Source organism: Curtobacterium sp. PhB130 (genome assembly GCF_003755165.1).
Lineage (GTDB): Bacteria > Actinomycetota > Actinomycetes > Actinomycetales > Microbacteriaceae > Curtobacterium.
This window is the reverse complement of sequence record NZ_RKII01000009.1, coordinates 311770-327999: the sequence shown is the minus strand read 5'-3', so window position 1 is coordinate 327999 and position 16230 is coordinate 311770. Positions and strand designations below refer to the sequence as shown.

Here is a 16230-nt window from a genome sequence, read left to right as displayed (position 1 = left end):
ACTTCGGTCCGTTCAGGTGGAGGGTGAGGGGGTTCTGGCCGGAGTCGGTGGTGAAGGTGACGGTGTAGTCGGCGGTGGGGCCGAGGTCGCGGTCGAAGGTCCACGTGCCGGTGGCGTTGGTCTTCGCCGAGCCCATCGGGGTGCCCCACTGGTTCTTCGCCGTGACGAGGCTTCCTGCCGTCGCGGTGCCGGTGAAGGTGTTCTTCCCAGCGGTGTAGGTCTGCCCGTTGGTGTGGCTGGTCACCGCGAACGGACGGGTGTCAGCCTCCGCGACGAATGCCACGTGCTCCATCACGCTCACCCCACCGGTCGGCGTGGTCTGTGTGAAGGACACGTCGTAGCCATCCGGCTTCGCGAGTTCAGCGACGGCCGACCACGTCCCGGAGGCCGACCGGCTCGCGCCGACCGTCGTCCGGAAGAGTTCTCCTGCGCCCGCGTCGCGGGCGACGATCACGGAACCCGGTGTCGCGGTGCCGGTGAAGGTGCGCGGGCCGGGCGTGTAGCGGTTCGAATTCGCGATGCCGTCCACGCTCAGCTGCCCGGGCACGACGACCGGGGCGGAACGATGTGCACCGTCGAACGCGACGATGGTGTACTCCTCGTTCGCTGCTTCGGCGGCGATGTCCCAGACCGTCACGACGGACGAGCCCCGTTCGACGAGCGCGGCCCGGACGACCTGGCGTCGGCCGTCCATCAGCCAGACGACCTCGGGTTCGTCGCCCGACGGCACTGGTCGGAAGCTGCGTGTGCCGTCCACGTGCTCGAAGAAGCGCGAAGCAACCGGCGCTCCGACCTCGGCGCTCTCGCTCGGCAGCTCGAGCGTGGTGGTCGTGGTCGCCGACCGCGATCCGTCGTCACCGATCCCCGTGAGGCCGATCGAACGGCCGATGACCTCGGAGGGCAACTCGACGGAGAACCTGCCTTCGGAGACGCGTGCGAACACGTAGTGGGAGCCGTCGATGGTCGCGCTCACCGAGACCGCTCCGGTCGCTGTGCCGATGAGCACGAGCTTCCCGGTCGCAGTCGCGATGGTCCGCGAAACGGAGGGAGCACCGACGCTCGTCGCGTCGGGGATCGTGACGGTGAGTGCGCCGGAGGTCGACGACCCCGCGTGCGACGCGATCGACACCCGCGTGCCGAGGGTCGCAGCCGGCACCGTCACGGTGAACGTCCCGTCGATGATCGCTGCGCTCACCTCGGTACGCCCGGTACCGGTGAGGCCGACCCGGTCGCCACTCGCAGCGCCGGTGATCCTGACGTCTGCGCCGTCACGAACCACCGCTGCGCCGCTCGGGTCGGACACGTGCGCCGCGCCGAGCGGGACCGTGACCTCGGGTGAGAACGCTCCCGAGGTATCCCGCGCCAGGAGGCGCACGCCGCCGTTGTCGTTCGTGACCTCGCCGGACCACGAGCCGTCCCTGGACGTCGTCAGGTCTCGGTCGCCATCGGTGGTCCTGATGACGATCGTCGTGCCCGGGTCGGCGTCGCCGGCGAGGACGGTCACCCCCTTCGACGGTGCGATGATCCGGACGTTCGGCGTCGACGGTCCGCCCCGTCCGTCGTCGGGTACCCGAACCTGGGTGACTGCGGTCCGCCATCCGGCGAGCTGTGCGCCGACACCGATCGTCCGACCTGCGAGCGACGCGGGCACCTCGACGGCGAAGCGTCCGTCGGTCACGGGGACGGTGCCGAGCGGGAAGCGGAGTGCACCGGTGGCCTGGCCGAACACGTTCACGACGTCGAGACCAGACGCACCACTGAGCCGGAAGCCAGCGGCCGTCGGGGTGACGGTGATGTCGCGCGGTTCTGGCGACACCCGGTCCGCGTCGGAGGTCGGGACGGGGATCTGCAGCGGACGCGACTGCCCGGAACCGTCCTCGGTGACGATGCGAATCGTGCCGACGAGGCCGCGCGGGATCGTCGAGACCAGCGTGCCGTCGGCTCCGGTCTTGCCGAAACGGCCGGCGAAGGCGCCGTCCTCGCCGACGCGGATGACCCCGGTGTTCGGCCTCCCGTGGAAGACGACCTCCCACTCACCGAGTGCTCCGGGCGCCAATCGGACGATCGTCGGCGGTGTCAGGTCAGCGGAGTTCGTCGTGCCGTGCGACCGGACCGATCCAGCTGCAGCTGCAGCGGGAGAGGCTGCGAGCGCCGCCGAACCGGAGGTGAGGGCTCCGGTGAGACCGATCGTGAGCGCGAGTCCCGTTGCGAGCAGGGGACAGCGGAGATGAGTTGCCATGAGTACAACCGTTCTGTGGGGGAGCACTCAGCATATCCGTAATATGAAATGTCACAGACCACTCGGCGGTGGCGCTCAGGCGTCGAAGATGACGCCGATCGGTTCGCGCTTCTCCTCCTGGAACTTGTCCTCGGCGCGCCCGAGCGCCCAGTACGCGGAGAGCGACATGTCCGACTTCTCGAGCTCCCACTCGTCCTGCAGCAGCCGACGGATCGCCTTGATCGCGGTCCGCTCACCATGGGCGAACACCTGGACCGGCCGGGAGGCACGGGGCAGTTCCCGGGTCTCGGCCAGCAGGAGCGTGCCCGGCTCGGCGCCGGCGGCGTCGCGGTGCAGCCACCGCAGTGCGATGCCGGCCGGGTGCGCGATGTCCTGTTCGTCGTCGGGGCCGGCGACCTCGACCAGGGCGACGCCCGTGGCGGAGTCGTCCATGGCCTCCAGGGCGGATGCGATCGCCGGGAGCGCGCTGTCGTCGCCGAGGAGGACGTGGACGACCGCGGGGTCGGTGCTCGGCGCGTAGCCGCCGCCGGGGCCGGAGAGGGCGAGCCGGTCGCCGGGCTCCGCCGCAGCGGCCCAGGGGCCGGCGAGTCCCTCGTCGCCGTGCACGACGAAGTCGATGGCGATCGTGTGGGCGTCGAGGTCGATGGCACGCACCGTGTAGGTGCGGCGGGCCGGCCGGTCGTGCTTCGGGAGGGTCTCGCGGAGCGCCTCGAGGTCGTACGGGGGCTCGAGCCCGAGCTCTGGCTTGGCGACCAGGAGCTTCACGTACTTGTCGGTGCTCCCGAGTCGCTCCGGGTCCGCCGCCGCGATGAAGTCATCGAACGCGGGGCCGCCGAGGTGGACGCGGACCATGTGCGGCGACAGCTGTTCGGTGCGGTCGACGACGAACACGTGCTGGGTGCGGTTCTTCGAGCTCATCTGAGGAGCTTCCTCTCGGTGCTTCTGCGTCGCCTGGATTCCGTGGTTCGTGCTTGACGTGCGCGTCACTAAGGTTAGCCTTACCTCATGGACACGACCGTCATCCCGTTCTCCGAGCTGCTGCGCAAGCGCACCCGCCGCTCGCACGGCTCCGCGGCCGGGAACGACTTCATGCACGACCTGCTCGGGGGTGCGTGCGACGTCGCCGACTACGCCGCCCTGCTCGGACAGTACTCGTTCGTGTACGACGCCCTCGAGCGCGCCGCAGCCCGGATGGCCGACCACCCGGTGGCAGCGCCGTTCGTCACCGCGCAGCTCACCCGGATGCCGGCGATCCGCGCGGACCTCGAGTACCTGATCGGGCCGGACTGGCCCGAGCTGGTGTGCCCGTCGCCCGCCACCACGGCGTACGTCCGTCGCCTCAACGAGGTCGCGGCCGAGTGGCCCGGCGGCTTCGTGGCGCACCACTACACGCGCTACCTCGGCGACCTGTCCGGCGGTCAGGCGATCGGCCGGGTGCTCGCCGACCAGTTCGGGTTCGACACGAACGGCGTCCTCTTCTACATCTTCGACCAGGTCGCCGACCCGACCGCGTTCCGGGACACCTACCGGGCGCAGCTCGACGCGGCGCCGTGGGACGACGACGAGCGCGAGCGGGTCATCGCCGAGGTGGAGCTGGCGTACGCGCTCAACAGCGGGCTGCTCGCCGAGCTCGACGCGGCGCGGCGCACGGATGGCGACGCGGCGGTGATCGCGTGACCGACGGGCAGCCGCCCTTCGACGCCGAGGCCCGGCGCGCGATCCTCCGGCACATGAACACCGACCACGCGCTCGACAACCTGGTGATCGCGCGGGCGAACGGCGCAGCGACCGCAGTGGCCGCGACCATGACCGAGATCGACGCGATCGCGGGTGTCTGGCTCGCGCAGCTCGACGACGGGGACGTGGAGCACGTCATCGTGCCGTGGACGTCCCCGCTGACCGATCGCCGGTCGGCTCGCGTGCAGATCGTCGAGGTGCACGCGGCCGCGCAGGCCCAGCTCGCCGAGCCGAGCTAGCCGCCCCCAGACCCGCCGGGAACGCGGTCGCTCCGCCACAGCAGGGGTGCTTCCGCCGGACGCCGTGTTCCCGGCGACACTCCATCAGCGGCGGATGCGCCGCGCGAGCTTCGCGATCGGCCCCGTGCGGGGCGCCCGCTCCGCAGGGTCGACGACCTCCTGCTGGTAGAACTCGGCGAAGTCGGCCATCGCCGCCCGCCGTTCCGCGCGGAGGTACGCGCGCCGCTCACGGGTGAACGCCACCACGGTGGACCCGCACATCAGCACCATCACGACGCTGAACGGCAGCGCCGTGGTGATCGCGGCCGTCTTCAGTGCGTTCAGGCCGCCGGCGAGCAGCAGCGCGACGGCGACGAGCGCGGTGACGACGGCGAAGAAGACCCGGATCCAGTTCTTCGGTTCGAGCTGCCCGCCCGTCGCGATCATCCCCATCACGAGCGCGCCGGAGTCGGCCGAGGTCACGAAGAACACGCCGATGAGGACGATCGCGCCGATCACGAGCGCCGGACCTGCCGGCAGTGCTCCGAGCATCTGGAAGAGGACACGCTCGACGTTCACGCTGCCGTCGGCGCCGACCAGGTCGCCGTGTCCGTGCAGCTGGTCCCAGAGCGCCGTGCCGCCCATCACCCCGAACCAGAGGAAGGTCAGGAGCGTCGGGACGAACAGCACGCCGAGCACGAACTGCCGGACGGTCCGGCCCCGGGAGATCCGCGCGATGAAGATGCCGACGAACGGCGCCCACGACATCCACCAGCCCCAGTAGAACGTGGTCCAGGCGCCCTGCCACTGCTGACCGGCCTTCCCCGCGAACGCACTCGTGTCGAACGCCGCCCCGACGAAGCCCTGCGCGTACAGCCCGATCGACTGCACGAACTCGCCGAGCAGGAACTGGGTCGGGCCGAACACCAGCACGACCAGGAGCAGGGCGGCCGCCAGCAGCAGGTTCGTGGTGGAGAGGTACTTCATGCCCTTGCCGACACCGCTCAGGAGCGAGCCGATCGCGATCAGCGTGACGACGGCGATGAGCACGATCTGCAGGCCGCGGGAGTCCTCGGCGATGTCCGTGTAGTCGAGCCCGGCTCCGATCTGCAGCACGCCGAGCCCGAGCGACGTGGCGACGCCGAAGAGCGTGCCGACGAGGGCCACGACGTCGATGAGGTTGCCCCACCCGCCGGTCACCCGACGGCCGAGCAGCGGCTCGAGCGCCCACCGGATCGAGACCGGCCGGCCGCGCCGGTGGATCGCGTAGGCGAGGGCGAGCCCGACCACGACGTAGATCGCCCACGCGTGGAGGCCCCAGTGCAGGAACGTCTGCGTCATCGCCCGCTGCGCGAGTTCGTCGTCGCTGCCGGTGACCCCGGGTCGCGGCGACGCGAAGTGGCTGAGCGGTTCGGCCACCCCGTAGAACACCAGCCCGATGCCCATGCCCGCCGCGAAGAGCAGCGAGAGCCACGACATCGTGGAGAACTCCGGCTCCTCGTCGTCCTTGCCGAGGACGATGTCGCCGAAGCGACTGAAGCCGATCCAGATCGCGAACAGGACGAACCCCGCGGCGACGAGCACGTAGTACCAGCCGAAGTCGCGGACGATGGTGTCCTGCACCGTCGCGAACACGGCCTCGGTGCCCTTCGGGGCGATCAGCGCCACGACGACGAAGGCCAGGACGAGGCCGGCGGCCGGCCAGAAGACCCAGCGCTCGACCGGGGGTCGCTTCCGCAGGTCGGGGACCGGGCCACCGGATGGTCCCGTGGTGTCGGATGATCCCGTCGTGTCGGATGGTCCCGTCGTGTCGGATGACCCCGTCGTGCCGGCTGGTTCCGTCGTGTCGCTCACGTCCGCGCTCCGCCCTGCGAGGGCGGTCTGTCCCCGTACCGCGGAGTCTACGAAGGCCGCGCGCCCGCGTCCGGCCGTCCGGACGGTCGTCGTCACGTGCGCCCGCCTGCCGATACGCTGCTGGGGTCCCGGAAGCGGTGTGCCGGGCGACCCGAGAGGACGAGATGACGGCGATCGACGGATCGACGCGCTTCGGCAGCGCACGAGACGATGTCAGCGGAGCGGTCGACAGCGACCTGCGCGCGGACGTCCGCTACCTCGGGAGCCTGCTCGGGCGCGTGCTGCGCGAGAGCGGCGGCGACGAGCTCCTGCGTGACGTCGAAGCGCTGCGTGCCGCGGTCATCGAGGCGTACGAGGGATCGGACACCGACGGTGCTGCACGGGCCGAAGCGGTCGTCGCGGGGCTCTCGGCCGAGCGTGCCGAAGAGGTCGCACGGGCCTTCACCACCTACTTCCACCTGACGAACCTGGCCGAGGAGCACCACCGCGTGCGCGTCCTCCGGCTGCGGGGCGACGACGGCGGCGTCGGGGGCGACTCGTTCCCGGCCACCTACGCCGAGCTCGTGGGCGAGGTCGGCGCGGACGAAGCCGCCGCCCGGCTCGACGCCCTCCGGTTCCACCCGGTGCTCACGGCGCACCCGACCGAGGCCCGCCGCCGCGCGGTGACCACGGCCGTGCGGCGCATCACCGACCTCATCGACGAACGGGACCGCGCGAAGAATGCGACAGCCCGTGCCGAGAACGAGCGACGCCTGCTCGAGGAGATCACGAACCTCCTCCGCACCTCGCCCCTCCGCACCACCCGCCCGACCCCGCTCGACGAGGTCCGCACCGCGATGAGCGTGTTCGACCAGACGCTGTTCGAGATCGTCCCGCAGGTGTACCGCCTCCTCGACGACCGGCTCCTCGGCGAGGACGCCGGCAGCGTGCCCGTGCAGGCCCCGGCGTTCGTGCGCTTCGGCACGTGGATCGGTGGCGACCGCGACGGCAACCCGTTCGTGACGTCCGACATCACGCGGCAGGCGGCGGAGATCGCGGCGGAGCACATCCTGCTCGGTCTCGCCCGTGCCGCCACCCGCATCGGCAGCACCCTGACCCTCGACCACAGCGAGACGCCGGCCGACGCCGGGCTGACCGCGCTCGTGGCGTCGCAGGAGTCCCTCGACCCGGACATCGCCGAGCGCATCGGCATCCGGGCGCCGAACGAGACCCATCGCCGCGCACTCCTCTTCACGGCGGCGCGCATCGACGCCACCCGACGTGGCGACGCCCCGCTGGCCTACCCCGGCCCGGAGTCGCTCCTCACCGACCTCCGCACGATCCAGGCCTCGCTCGTCGCCGCCGGGGCGTCGCGCCCCGCGTACGGCGAGCTGCAGAACCTCGTCTGGCAGGTCGAGACGTTCGGCTTCCACCTCGCCGAGCTCGAGATCCGGCAGCACTCGCAGGTGCACCGGAACGCGCTCGCGGAGATCCGCGCCGGCGGCGAGCTGAGCGAGACCACCGAAGAGGTCCTCGCCGTCTTCCGCACCATCGCCGAGCTCCAGCAGCGCTACGGCGTCCGGGCCTCGAACCGCTACATCGTCTCGTTCACGCAGTCCGCTGCGGACCTGGCGAACGTGCACGAGCTGGCGGTCGCCGCGCTCGGGTCCGCCGAGGCGGCACCGGTGCTCGACGTCATCCCGCTGTTCGAGACCTTCGCCGACCTGCACGCCAGCGTCGAGATCCTCGACGAGGCCGTCCGGACCGAGGCGTTCCAGCGCCGACTCGCCGCGACCGGCCGGAAGCTCGAGGTCATGCTCGGCTACTCCGACTCGTCGAAGGACGTCGGCCCGGTGTCGGCGAACCTGGCGCTGTACGACGCCCAGGCGAAGATCGCGCAGTGGGCGAAGGTCAACGACATCGAACTCACGCTCTTCCACGGCCGCGGCGGTTCGCTCGGTCGCGGCGGCGGTCCCGCGAACGAGGCCGTGCTCGCCCAGCCGCCGGGGTCGATCGACGGCCGGCTGAAGCTCACCGAGCAGGGCGAGGTCATCTTCGCCCAGTACGGCGACCAGGACATCGCCGCCCGGCACCTCGAGCAGATGGCCTCCGCCACGCTGTTCGCGTCCTCGCCCTCGAACGAGGCCCGCATCGAGGCCGCAGCCACCCGGTTCGCCGACCTGGCCCAGCAGCTCGACGACGTCTCCCGCGACGCCTTCTACGGGCTCGTGAAGGCGGACGGGTTCGCGCCGTGGTTCGCCCGCGTGACCCCGATGGAGGAGATCGGGTTGCTGCCGCTCGGCTCCCGCCCGGCCCGTCGTGGCCTGTCGGTGGAGTCCCTCGAGGACCTCCGCGCGATCCCGTGGGTGTTCTCGTGGACGCAGGCGCGGATCAACCTCGCCGGCTGGTACGGCCTCGGCTCCGCGCTGGAGGCAGTCGGCGACGTCGACCTGCTCCGCACCGCGTACGCCGAGTGGCCGCTGTTCGGCGCGATGATCAAGAACGTCGAGATGTCCCTGGCGAAGACCGACGAGCACATCGCCCGCCGGTACCTCGAACTGGCGGACCGGGACGACCTGGCCGCCCGCGTCCTCGACGAGATGATCCGGACCCGCGACTGGGTGCTCAAGGTCTCCGGTGGCGCCGACGTCCTCGAGGACCGGCCGGTGCTCGCCCGCGCCGTCCGGCTCCGGAGCCCCTACGTCGACGCCCTGTCGCACCTCCAGCTCCGAGCGCTCCGCGCCATCCGGACGAGCGGCAGCACCGACCCGGCGGACACCGACCACCGCCTGCTCCTGCTGACGGTGAACGGCATCGCCGCCGGCCTGCAGAACACCGGCTGAGCCCCGCTCCAGGCTCGAGACGCCGCTGTGCGGACGAGACGCCCCGGTCCACGGCGGCGTTTCGGCCGGACAGCGGCGTCTCGCCGTTCGCGAGGCGCGCCGCGCCGCGCCGCGCCGCCGCGCCGCGCCGCCTGTCGAATCGATTCGGGGCGGCGTAGCGTTGCCCGGGTGACGACGGAGCGCACCCTGACCCAGGCCACCCTCCCGCCGATCGTGCCCCTGGCACTCATCGTCGGGGTGTCGCCGTTCGCGACGGACATGTACATCCCCGCGCTGCCCGCGATCGCCCGGGACCTCGCGACGAGCCCGAGTGCCGTGCAGCTCTCCCTGACGGCGTTCCTCGTCGCGTTCGCGGTCGGGCAGCTCCTCGCCGGCCCGGTCAGCGACGGCATCGGTCGTCGGCCGATGATGCTCGGCGGGACGGCCCTGTTCGCGCTCGCGTCCCTCGGCTGTGCCCTGGCGCCGGACGTCGGGACGCTCATCGCCGCCCGGGTGGTCGAGGGGCTGGCGGGTGCCGCAGCGGCGGTCGCCGGCCGGGCGATGGTCTCCGACGTGATGGCGGGCCCGCCGATGGCCAAGGTGTTCGGGACCCTGGCCGCGATCAACGCGATCGGCCCGGTCGTCGCGCCGCTGGCCGGGGGAGCGGTGCTGTCCTTCGCCACCTGGCGCGTGATGTTCGTCGTGCTCGCCGTGCTCGGTGCGGTGTTCTTCGCGATGGTCGTCCCGTACTTCCACGAGACGCTCCGCACCCGGGGCAGTGTGGGCCTCGCGGCGAACTGGCAGCGGATCCGGCAGCTCGTCGCGATCCCGCGGTTCCGCGCGTACCTGCTGACCGGGGTGCTGTCGACGATCGGCTTCTTCGCCTACATCGCGACGAGCTCGTTCGTGTTCCAGACCGAGTTCGGCTTCTCCGAAGGGCTGTACACGCTCGTCTTCGCCACGAACGCGACGATGATGATCATCACGACCCTGGTGTTCCGCCGCGTCGTGGGGCGGTTCTCCGAGGACGGGCTGCTCACCTTCGGGCTCGCCGTCGGGACGATCGGCGGGGCCGGGGTGCTCGTCGCCGCGCTGCTCGGCCTCGGGCCGGTGCCGGTCTGGTGCTCGCTGGCGGTCGTCACCGGGGCGTGGGGCTTCGTGCTGCCAGCCGCGATGACCCGCACACAGCACGTCGGCGCGGCGCACCCCGGGACGGCGGCGGCGCTGCAGGGCGGGCTGTCGTTCGGGCTCGGTGGGCTCGGGACGCCGCTCGCGGGGCTCCTCGGTGGGACTGCGCTGGCGATGGGTTCCGTGATGGTGGTGCTGATGGCCGCCGCGGTCGTCGTCCAGGCGTCGGCGACGCGCCGCACACGCTGACCGCGGCGCACACGCTGACCGCGCCGCGGATCGGAAGAAGCCGCGGCGCGCACCGAACGAAGCCACGGCGCGAACCGATAGGGTCCGTTGAGCAAGGGGCACCGACCGGAGGAGGCATCCCGCATGGACATCGTCGTACACGAGGCGCAGACGGACGCGGCGGTCCTGGAGTGCAAGGGGCGGCTGAACATGGTGTCGGCCCCGGCGTTCCGGGAGACCGTCGCCAAGGTCGTGGGGGACGGCCGGCACCGCGTCGTCGTCGAGCTCTCCGGGGTCGAGTTCATGGACTCCTCCGGACTGGGCGCGCTCGTCGGCTGCCTGAAGACCGCGCGCCAGGCCGGTGGGGACCTCCGCATCGCGGCCCCCTCGGACCAGGTCTCGATGGTCCTCAAGCTCTCGAACATCGACAAGATCCTGCGGACGTACCCCGACGGGGACGCCGCGGTCACCAACTGGGGATGAGCGGCAGCGCCGTGAGCGAGCACCGTCTCGACTTCGCGTCCCCGCCGGACGACGTCTCCGCCGTGCACGACTTCCTCGCGGGCGTGTGGGGCACGGAACCCACCGTCGGTCCGGAAGACCGGATGGCCTTCGAGCTCGCGCTGATCGAGCTCGCCTCGAACGTGGTCGAGCACGCGGGCGGTGGCGCGCGGGTCGCGTGCTCGCTCGACCTCGCGGTCACGGGCGACGGTCTGGAGGCACGACTCACCGACGACGGTCGGCCCACCTCCGTCGACCCGTCGGCTGCAGCACTCCCCGACGCGTCCGCCGAGAGCGGTCGCGGTCTCGCCCTGGTCGGCATGGTCGTCGACGAACTGCGGTACGAGCGGGACGGCGACCGGAACCGGTGGACGGTCCGGCGTGGACGGGCGGCGGACGGCGCCGCGCACTGATCCGGGAGCCGGCTGCGCAATGATCCGCGAGCAGGCCGCGCACTGACGCGAGCAGTGTGACGCCCTGATCCACAATGCGCAGCCAGGAGGCCGGAACCCGCAAGACGGCTCGGCGGATTGCGGACGCGGAGGGGGATCGTGTCACGATGCGCGCGATGACAGTCGAGCCCGACCCCCGCATGAGCTTCGAGACGTCGGGCGATGACCTCGACGACGCTCGGCGCATGTACGAGGACGCCTACGAGGGCGCCGGGTTCGTCGCGCGCCGCACGGCCCGCCCGTTCTCCTACCGGTTCCGGGTGGTCGGCGACGAGTCGATGTCGTTCCGGTCGAGCCGCTTCGACGCGGCCATCCGGGGCGAGGTGGAGTCCCGCGACGAGTACGTCGTGATGTGGACCGTCGACGGCGGCGGACGGGTCGACATCGGCCGGGACGAAGTTCCGTTCGCGCCGGGGTCGCCGATGATGTTCCCGACCGGCCGTCCGTTCGCCTTCGAGCTCGCCGACGTGCGGCAGAGCCTCGTGCAGTTCGACCGGACGTACCTCGAGGGGATCGCCGCCGAGGTGCACGGCGCACAGCCAGGGCCGCTCGTGTTCGACCACGCCACCGCACCGTCGCCCGACGACGTGCGGGAGTGGCACCGGCAGGTCCAGGACGCCGCAGCGGTCGTCCTCGGCACCACGCCGGTGTCGCCGCTCGCGATGGCCGAGACGGCGCGGGCGACCGCGACGACGCTCCTCCGGACGTTCCCGCACCGGCTGCTCGCGGCCGAGGTGCACCTGCCGCAGGGCGCGACCGGTCGGGTCCGGGAAGCCGTCGAGTACATGTCCGCGTTCGCGCACACACCGATCTCGACGACGGACGTCGCCGCACACGTCGGGCTGAGCGTCCGTGGGCTGCAGCAGGCCTTCCAGCGGCAGGTCGGGTCCGCGCCGAACGCGATGCTCCGCGGGATCCGCCTGGACCGCATCCGCGAGGAACTCCGTCGCGGCACGCCCGGTGAGTTCACGGTGGCCTCCGTCGCCATGCGCTGGGGCTTCGCGCACCTCGGCCGGTTCTCGGCCGCCTACGCCTCCCGGTTCGGCGAGTACCCGCGGGACACGCTGCAGGGCTGAGTCCCGGAGCGAGGGCGCGCCCTCTACGCTCGGACCGTGAGCCGAGAACGACCGTGGGTGATCGTCCCCGGGATCTGGAACTCCGACCCCGAGCACTGGCAGTCGCGCTGGCAGGCCGAACGGGCCGGTGCCGCGGTGCGCATCGCGCCGACGTCCTGGTCCGAGCCGGACCCGGACGACTGGTCCGCCGCCATCGACCGCGCGATCGCCACGGTGGACGCTCCACCGGTGCTCGTCGCGCACAGCCTCGGGGTCCTGGCGGTCGCCGGGTGGCTCGGAGCAGACGACGGGCGGAACGACGACGGCCGCATCGCGGGCGCGTTCCTCGTCGCCCCGCCGGACCCGGAGGCACCGGGGTTCCCGGTCGCCGCCGCGGGCTTCGCGGTACCCGACCGCGCGGTCGCCACGCCCACCTTGGTGGTCGTGAGCGACGACGACCCCTACTGCACGTCCGAACGTGCCGAGGAGATGGCCGCCCGGCTCGGTGCCGACGTCCGTCGGATCGGCTCGCACGGGCACGTCAACATCGCCAGCGGGGTGGGGGACTGGCCGGACGGCAGGGCGCTCCTCGAGGAGTTTTCGCGGGGCCTCTGAGGCAGATGTGACGGAAGTGCATCGCGCCGCGCGACACGCCGTTCACCTTCGACGCGATATGGCAGGCGATCCCGCGACACACCGGGGATGAGCGACAGCATCCACTCCGCGATATTTATCCTTCGGAACATGGAAACGCAGTCCGGTGCACGCACCCCTCTCGTCGACCCCTTCGGTCGCGAGCTCGAGGAGTGGCTCCGTGACGCCCCGGCCACCCGAGCCCCGTACGTGTCGGACCTCGTGGTCCCGCCCGTCACCGGCCCGGTGCAGCGACCGGACGCCACCACGGCAGCCGCGCCCCTGCTCGAGCAGGCCGAGTCCGAACAGGCCGAGTCCGAACAGCCCGCGTCCGTCCCCTCGGACGACAGCGCCTTCCGGCGCCCCCGCGACCGTGGCCGCCACGCCTCGGTCTGCGCCCCGTCCTTCCCCGAGCCGCCCGAGCGACTCGCCCTCCGGATCGAGGAGCTCGCCGTCGAGGTGTCCGCGCAGAGCGGCCGCGCGACGATCGAGCGCATCGTGATCCTCGAGGACGAGGTCCGCCGCCGCGACGAGGACCTCGCACGGCTCGCCGCGTGGGAAGCCGTCGTCGCCGACCTCAGCGACCCGGAGATCGACGCCGCGCGTGCCTACGCCCGCTCCGTCTTCGACGACCTGCTCGCGGACGCCGCCGACGAGGCGGACCGTCGCGACCGCGCCGCCGCCCGTCGTGCTGCGACCACCGGTGCCGTCGCCGTCGTCACACCCGCCGCGGTCGTCGAGCCCGCGCCCGCACTCGTGCTGCCGGCGGTCGCCGCGCCCGTCGTGGTCAGCGCGACCCCGGCCCTGGACGACGCCGCCGCGGACCGTGACGAGCCCGCCCGACTGGTGCCGAGCCTCCAGGCCGTGACACCGGTGTCGGCGAACACGCGACCCACCCCGCTCATCCAGCCCGTCACCGGGCCGACCGTCGTCGACCGCGACACGTTCGCGGCCGTGCTCCGCGCACACCGCGCGGAGACCGCGGGCACGCCGGTCGTGTTCCCCGAGGAGCACGCCGCCGCGCTGCCGGACGCGGTTGCCGCGCCGGTCGCACCGACCGAGTCCGCCGATGCGGTGGACGCTGCCGAGTCGGCTCGTGCCGGCTGGTGGTCCCGCGTCGTCGCCGCCGTCGTCCGGGTCCTCGGCCGCCGGTGACCTCGCGGCGCCGGCCCAGCCGGGCCCCTCGGTAGACTGTCCGGATGCCGACGCTGCGCGATCTCCAGGCCGTGATCGAGTCCCTGTGGCCGGTCGCGGGAACCGAGTCGTGGGACTCCGTCGGCCTCGTCTCGGGGAACCCGGACGCGGTCGTCGAGCACGTCCACCTCGCCGTCGACGCCGTGCCGGACACCGCACGCGAAGCGGTCGCACTCGGCGCCGACCTGCTGCTGACCCACCACCCGCTGCTGCTCCGCGGCGTGACGACCATCGCCGAGGACACCTACAAGGGTGCGGTGCTCGCGACGCTCGTCCGTGGCGGGTGCGCACTCGTCGCCGCCCACACGAACGCCGACGTCGTCGCCACCGGGACCTCCGCGGTGCTCGCCGACCGCATCGGACTGCGCGACCAGCGCCCGCTCGACCCGGGCGACGCGCCCGACACCGGGATCGGACGCGTCGGCGTCCTGCCGGAAGCGGTGCCCCTCGGCGTCCTCGCCCGGCGCATCGTCGACGTGCTCCCGCCGACCGCCTCCGGGGTCCGCGTGTCCGGGGACTACGACCGGCCCGTTCGCACCGTGGCGCTCTGCGCCGGCGCCGGGGACTCCCTGCTCGGTAACGCCCTGGTGCGCGACGCCGACGTCTACGTCACCAGCGACCTCCGCCACCACCCCGCGTCGGAGTTCCGCGAACAGGCGCTGCTCACCGACGGACCCGCACTGATCGACACGTCGCACTGGGCCACCGAGTGGCTCTGGCTCGACGTCGCCGCGGAACAGCTCCGGCAGGCCGCCGGGGTCCGCGTGACCGTGAGCGACCTCCGGACCGACCCGTGGGACTTCGCCGTCCTGCCGAGCGCGGCCGCCCCCACCCCCACCACCGAACAAGGAGCCTGACCATGAAGGCAGCACCCGAGGACCAGGTCATCCTCCTCGACGTCCAGCGACTCGACAACGACATCACGCGCATCGCGCACCGGATCAGCTCCCTGCAGAAGGGGGACCGGCTCACCGAGCTCAGCGCCACCGCCTCCGGGCTCCGCAGCAGGCTCGCAGCGGCGACCGGCGACGTCGAGGACGCGGAGCGGGACCTCGCCCGGCTCGAGTCGGACACCGCGACAGCGCAGGCCCGCGTGACCCGCGACACGACGATGCTCGCGAACGTCTCCAGCGCGAAGGACGCCGCCGGGCTGCAGAGCGAGCTCGACTCGCTGCAGCGCCGCATCGGCGACCTCGAGACCTCCGAGCTCGAGATCATGGAGAAGCTCGACGGGCTGCGCGCCCGGGTCGGCGACATCGAGGCGGAGCTCGCCGACGTCGAGGCCGCCCGCGCCGGACTCGCCACGGAGCGTGACACCGAGATCGCCCGGCTCGAGGCGGACCGCTCGTCCGCGGTGCAGAGCCGCGCCGACGTCGCCGCGAAGGTGCCGGACGACCTCCTGGCGCTGTACGAGCGTCAGCGTGCCAGGTACGGCTTCGGGGCGTCGCTGCTGCAGGGCGGCGTGTCGACCGCGTCGGGCGTGACGCTCACCGGCGCCGACCTGCAGGCGATCCGTGCGGCTGCGCCGGACGACGTCGTTCTCTGCCCGGACAGCGAGGCGGTCCTCGTCCGGACGGCCGAGTCCGGGCTGTAGCCGCGCCGCTGCGCTGCCGCGCTCCGCGCCGCTGCGCTGCCGCGCTCCGCGCCGCTGCGCTGCCGCGCTCCGCGCCGCCGCGCTCCGCGCCGCGCGCGGTTCGGATGTACTTCGCACAACCAAGAGCACCCCGAACCACGGACTTCCGTGGTTCGGGGTGTTCTCGGTTGTGCGACGGCACGCGGTGCCGCGCGATGCGTGGGGTGCGAACGGGCCGGCCGTACGCCGGGTTCTGTCCCGCCTTGCAGCGGTGACGGCCATCTCTCTCGGACCGACGTTGCCGTCGGCCTCCAGCGGTCTACCCGAGGACTCGGCGAGCAGCCTCGACGTCCTCTGTCTGACCTTGCTCCGGGCGAGGTTTACCGAGCGGATCCGGTCACCCGGACCCCTGGTGGTCTCTTACACCACCGTTTCACCCTTACCGGTGTCGCCACCGGCGGTCTGCTTTCTGTGGCACTGTCTCGCGGATTGCTCCGGGTGGGTGTTACCCACCGCCCTGCTCTGTGGAGCCCGGACGTTCCTCGGCACTCCCGGGGGAGTGACGCGACCGTCTCACCGACCCGTTCGCGATCGAGAGTCTACCGCCCGCGCCGGCG

General features: G+C 72.3%; 13 protein-coding genes and 1 other RNA gene. 11 read left to right on the top strand and 3 right to left on the bottom strand.

What is annotated here, in order from left to right; all coding sequences use genetic code 11:
- Window positions 1-2314: 2314 nt before the first annotated feature.
- Window positions 2315-3157: a siderophore-interacting protein gene (locus EDF24_RS15000; RefSeq protein WP_123653229.1), complete on the bottom strand. Its 843-nt coding sequence runs from the start codon at window positions 3155-3157 to the stop codon at window positions 2315-2317.
- An 87-nt stretch (window positions 3158-3244) separates the two neighbouring features.
- On the opposite strand from EDF24_RS15000, the gene EDF24_RS14995 reads away from it, so the two are divergent.
- Both EDF24_RS14995 and EDF24_RS14990 read left to right on the top strand, forming a co-directional pair.
- Window positions 3245-3916 (top strand): heme oxygenase (biliverdin-producing), encoded by a 672-nt coding sequence (locus tag EDF24_RS14995; RefSeq protein WP_123703871.1) that lies wholly within the window; start codon window positions 3245-3247, stop codon window positions 3914-3916.
- Window positions 3913-4215: a DUF2470 domain-containing protein gene (locus EDF24_RS14990; RefSeq protein WP_260233464.1), complete on the top strand. Its 303-nt coding sequence runs from the start codon at window positions 3913-3915 to the stop codon at window positions 4213-4215. Before EDF24_RS14995 ends, EDF24_RS14990 begins: the two co-directional genes overlap by 4 nt.
- Before the next feature lie 84 nt (window positions 4216-4299).
- Here EDF24_RS14990 and EDF24_RS14985 read toward each other — a convergent pair whose 3' ends face one another.
- Window positions 4300-5934, bottom strand: coding sequence for a BCCT family transporter (locus EDF24_RS14985; RefSeq protein ID WP_123653825.1), 1635 nt, complete (start codon window positions 5932-5934; stop codon window positions 4300-4302).
- A gap of 278 nt (window positions 5935-6212) precedes the next feature.
- On the opposite strand from EDF24_RS14985, the gene EDF24_RS14980 reads away from it, so the two are divergent.
- The 9 genes from EDF24_RS14980 (at window position 6213) to EDF24_RS14940 (ending at window position 15634) form a co-directional block, all read left to right on the top strand.
- Window positions 6213-8870 (top strand): phosphoenolpyruvate carboxylase, encoded by a 2658-nt coding sequence (locus tag EDF24_RS14980; protein WP_123703869.1) that lies wholly within the window; start codon window positions 6213-6215, stop codon window positions 8868-8870.
- Window positions 8871-9038: 168 nt separating this feature from the next.
- Window positions 9039-10226, top strand: coding sequence for a multidrug effflux MFS transporter (locus tag EDF24_RS14975; RefSeq protein WP_123703867.1), 1188 nt, complete (start codon window positions 9039-9041; stop codon window positions 10224-10226).
- 123 nt (window positions 10227-10349) lie between these two features.
- Window positions 10350-10688, top strand: coding sequence for an STAS domain-containing protein (locus EDF24_RS14970; protein WP_123653233.1), 339 nt, complete (start codon window positions 10350-10352; stop codon window positions 10686-10688).
- On the top strand, window positions 10685-11119 hold the full coding sequence (locus tag EDF24_RS14965) for an ATP-binding protein (RefSeq protein ID WP_123653234.1): 435 nt from the start codon (window positions 10685-10687) through the stop codon (window positions 11117-11119). The genes EDF24_RS14970 and EDF24_RS14965 overlap by 4 nt, the downstream gene beginning before the upstream one ends.
- A gap of 155 nt (window positions 11120-11274) precedes the next feature.
- Window positions 11275-12234, top strand: a complete 960-nt coding sequence (locus EDF24_RS14960; protein ID WP_165931476.1) for an AraC family transcriptional regulator — start codon at window positions 11275-11277, stop codon at window positions 12232-12234.
- A gap of 36 nt (window positions 12235-12270) precedes the next feature.
- On the top strand, window positions 12271-12828 hold the full coding sequence (locus EDF24_RS14955) for an alpha/beta hydrolase (RefSeq protein ID WP_123703865.1): 558 nt from the start codon (window positions 12271-12273) through the stop codon (window positions 12826-12828).
- Window positions 12829-12957: 129 nt separating this feature from the next.
- Window positions 12958-14001 (top strand): hypothetical protein, encoded by a 1044-nt coding sequence (locus EDF24_RS14950; RefSeq protein ID WP_123703863.1) that lies wholly within the window; start codon window positions 12958-12960, stop codon window positions 13999-14001.
- Between the two features lie 44 nt (window positions 14002-14045).
- Window positions 14046-14897, top strand: coding sequence for a Nif3-like dinuclear metal center hexameric protein (locus EDF24_RS14945; RefSeq protein WP_123653238.1), 852 nt, complete (start codon window positions 14046-14048; stop codon window positions 14895-14897).
- Between the two features lie 2 nt (window positions 14898-14899).
- Window positions 14900-15634 carry a zinc ribbon domain-containing protein gene (locus EDF24_RS14940; protein WP_123653239.1) on the top strand — a complete coding sequence of 245 codons (735 nt, stop codon included), beginning with the start codon at window positions 14900-14902 and terminating at the stop codon, window positions 15632-15634.
- A gap of 206 nt (window positions 15635-15840) precedes the next feature.
- On the opposite strand, the gene rnpB is transcribed toward EDF24_RS14940, so the two are convergent.
- Window positions 15841-16197: RNase P RNA component class A (rnpB, locus tag EDF24_RS14935), an RNA gene on the bottom strand.
- Window positions 16198-16230: the final 33 nt, after the last annotated feature.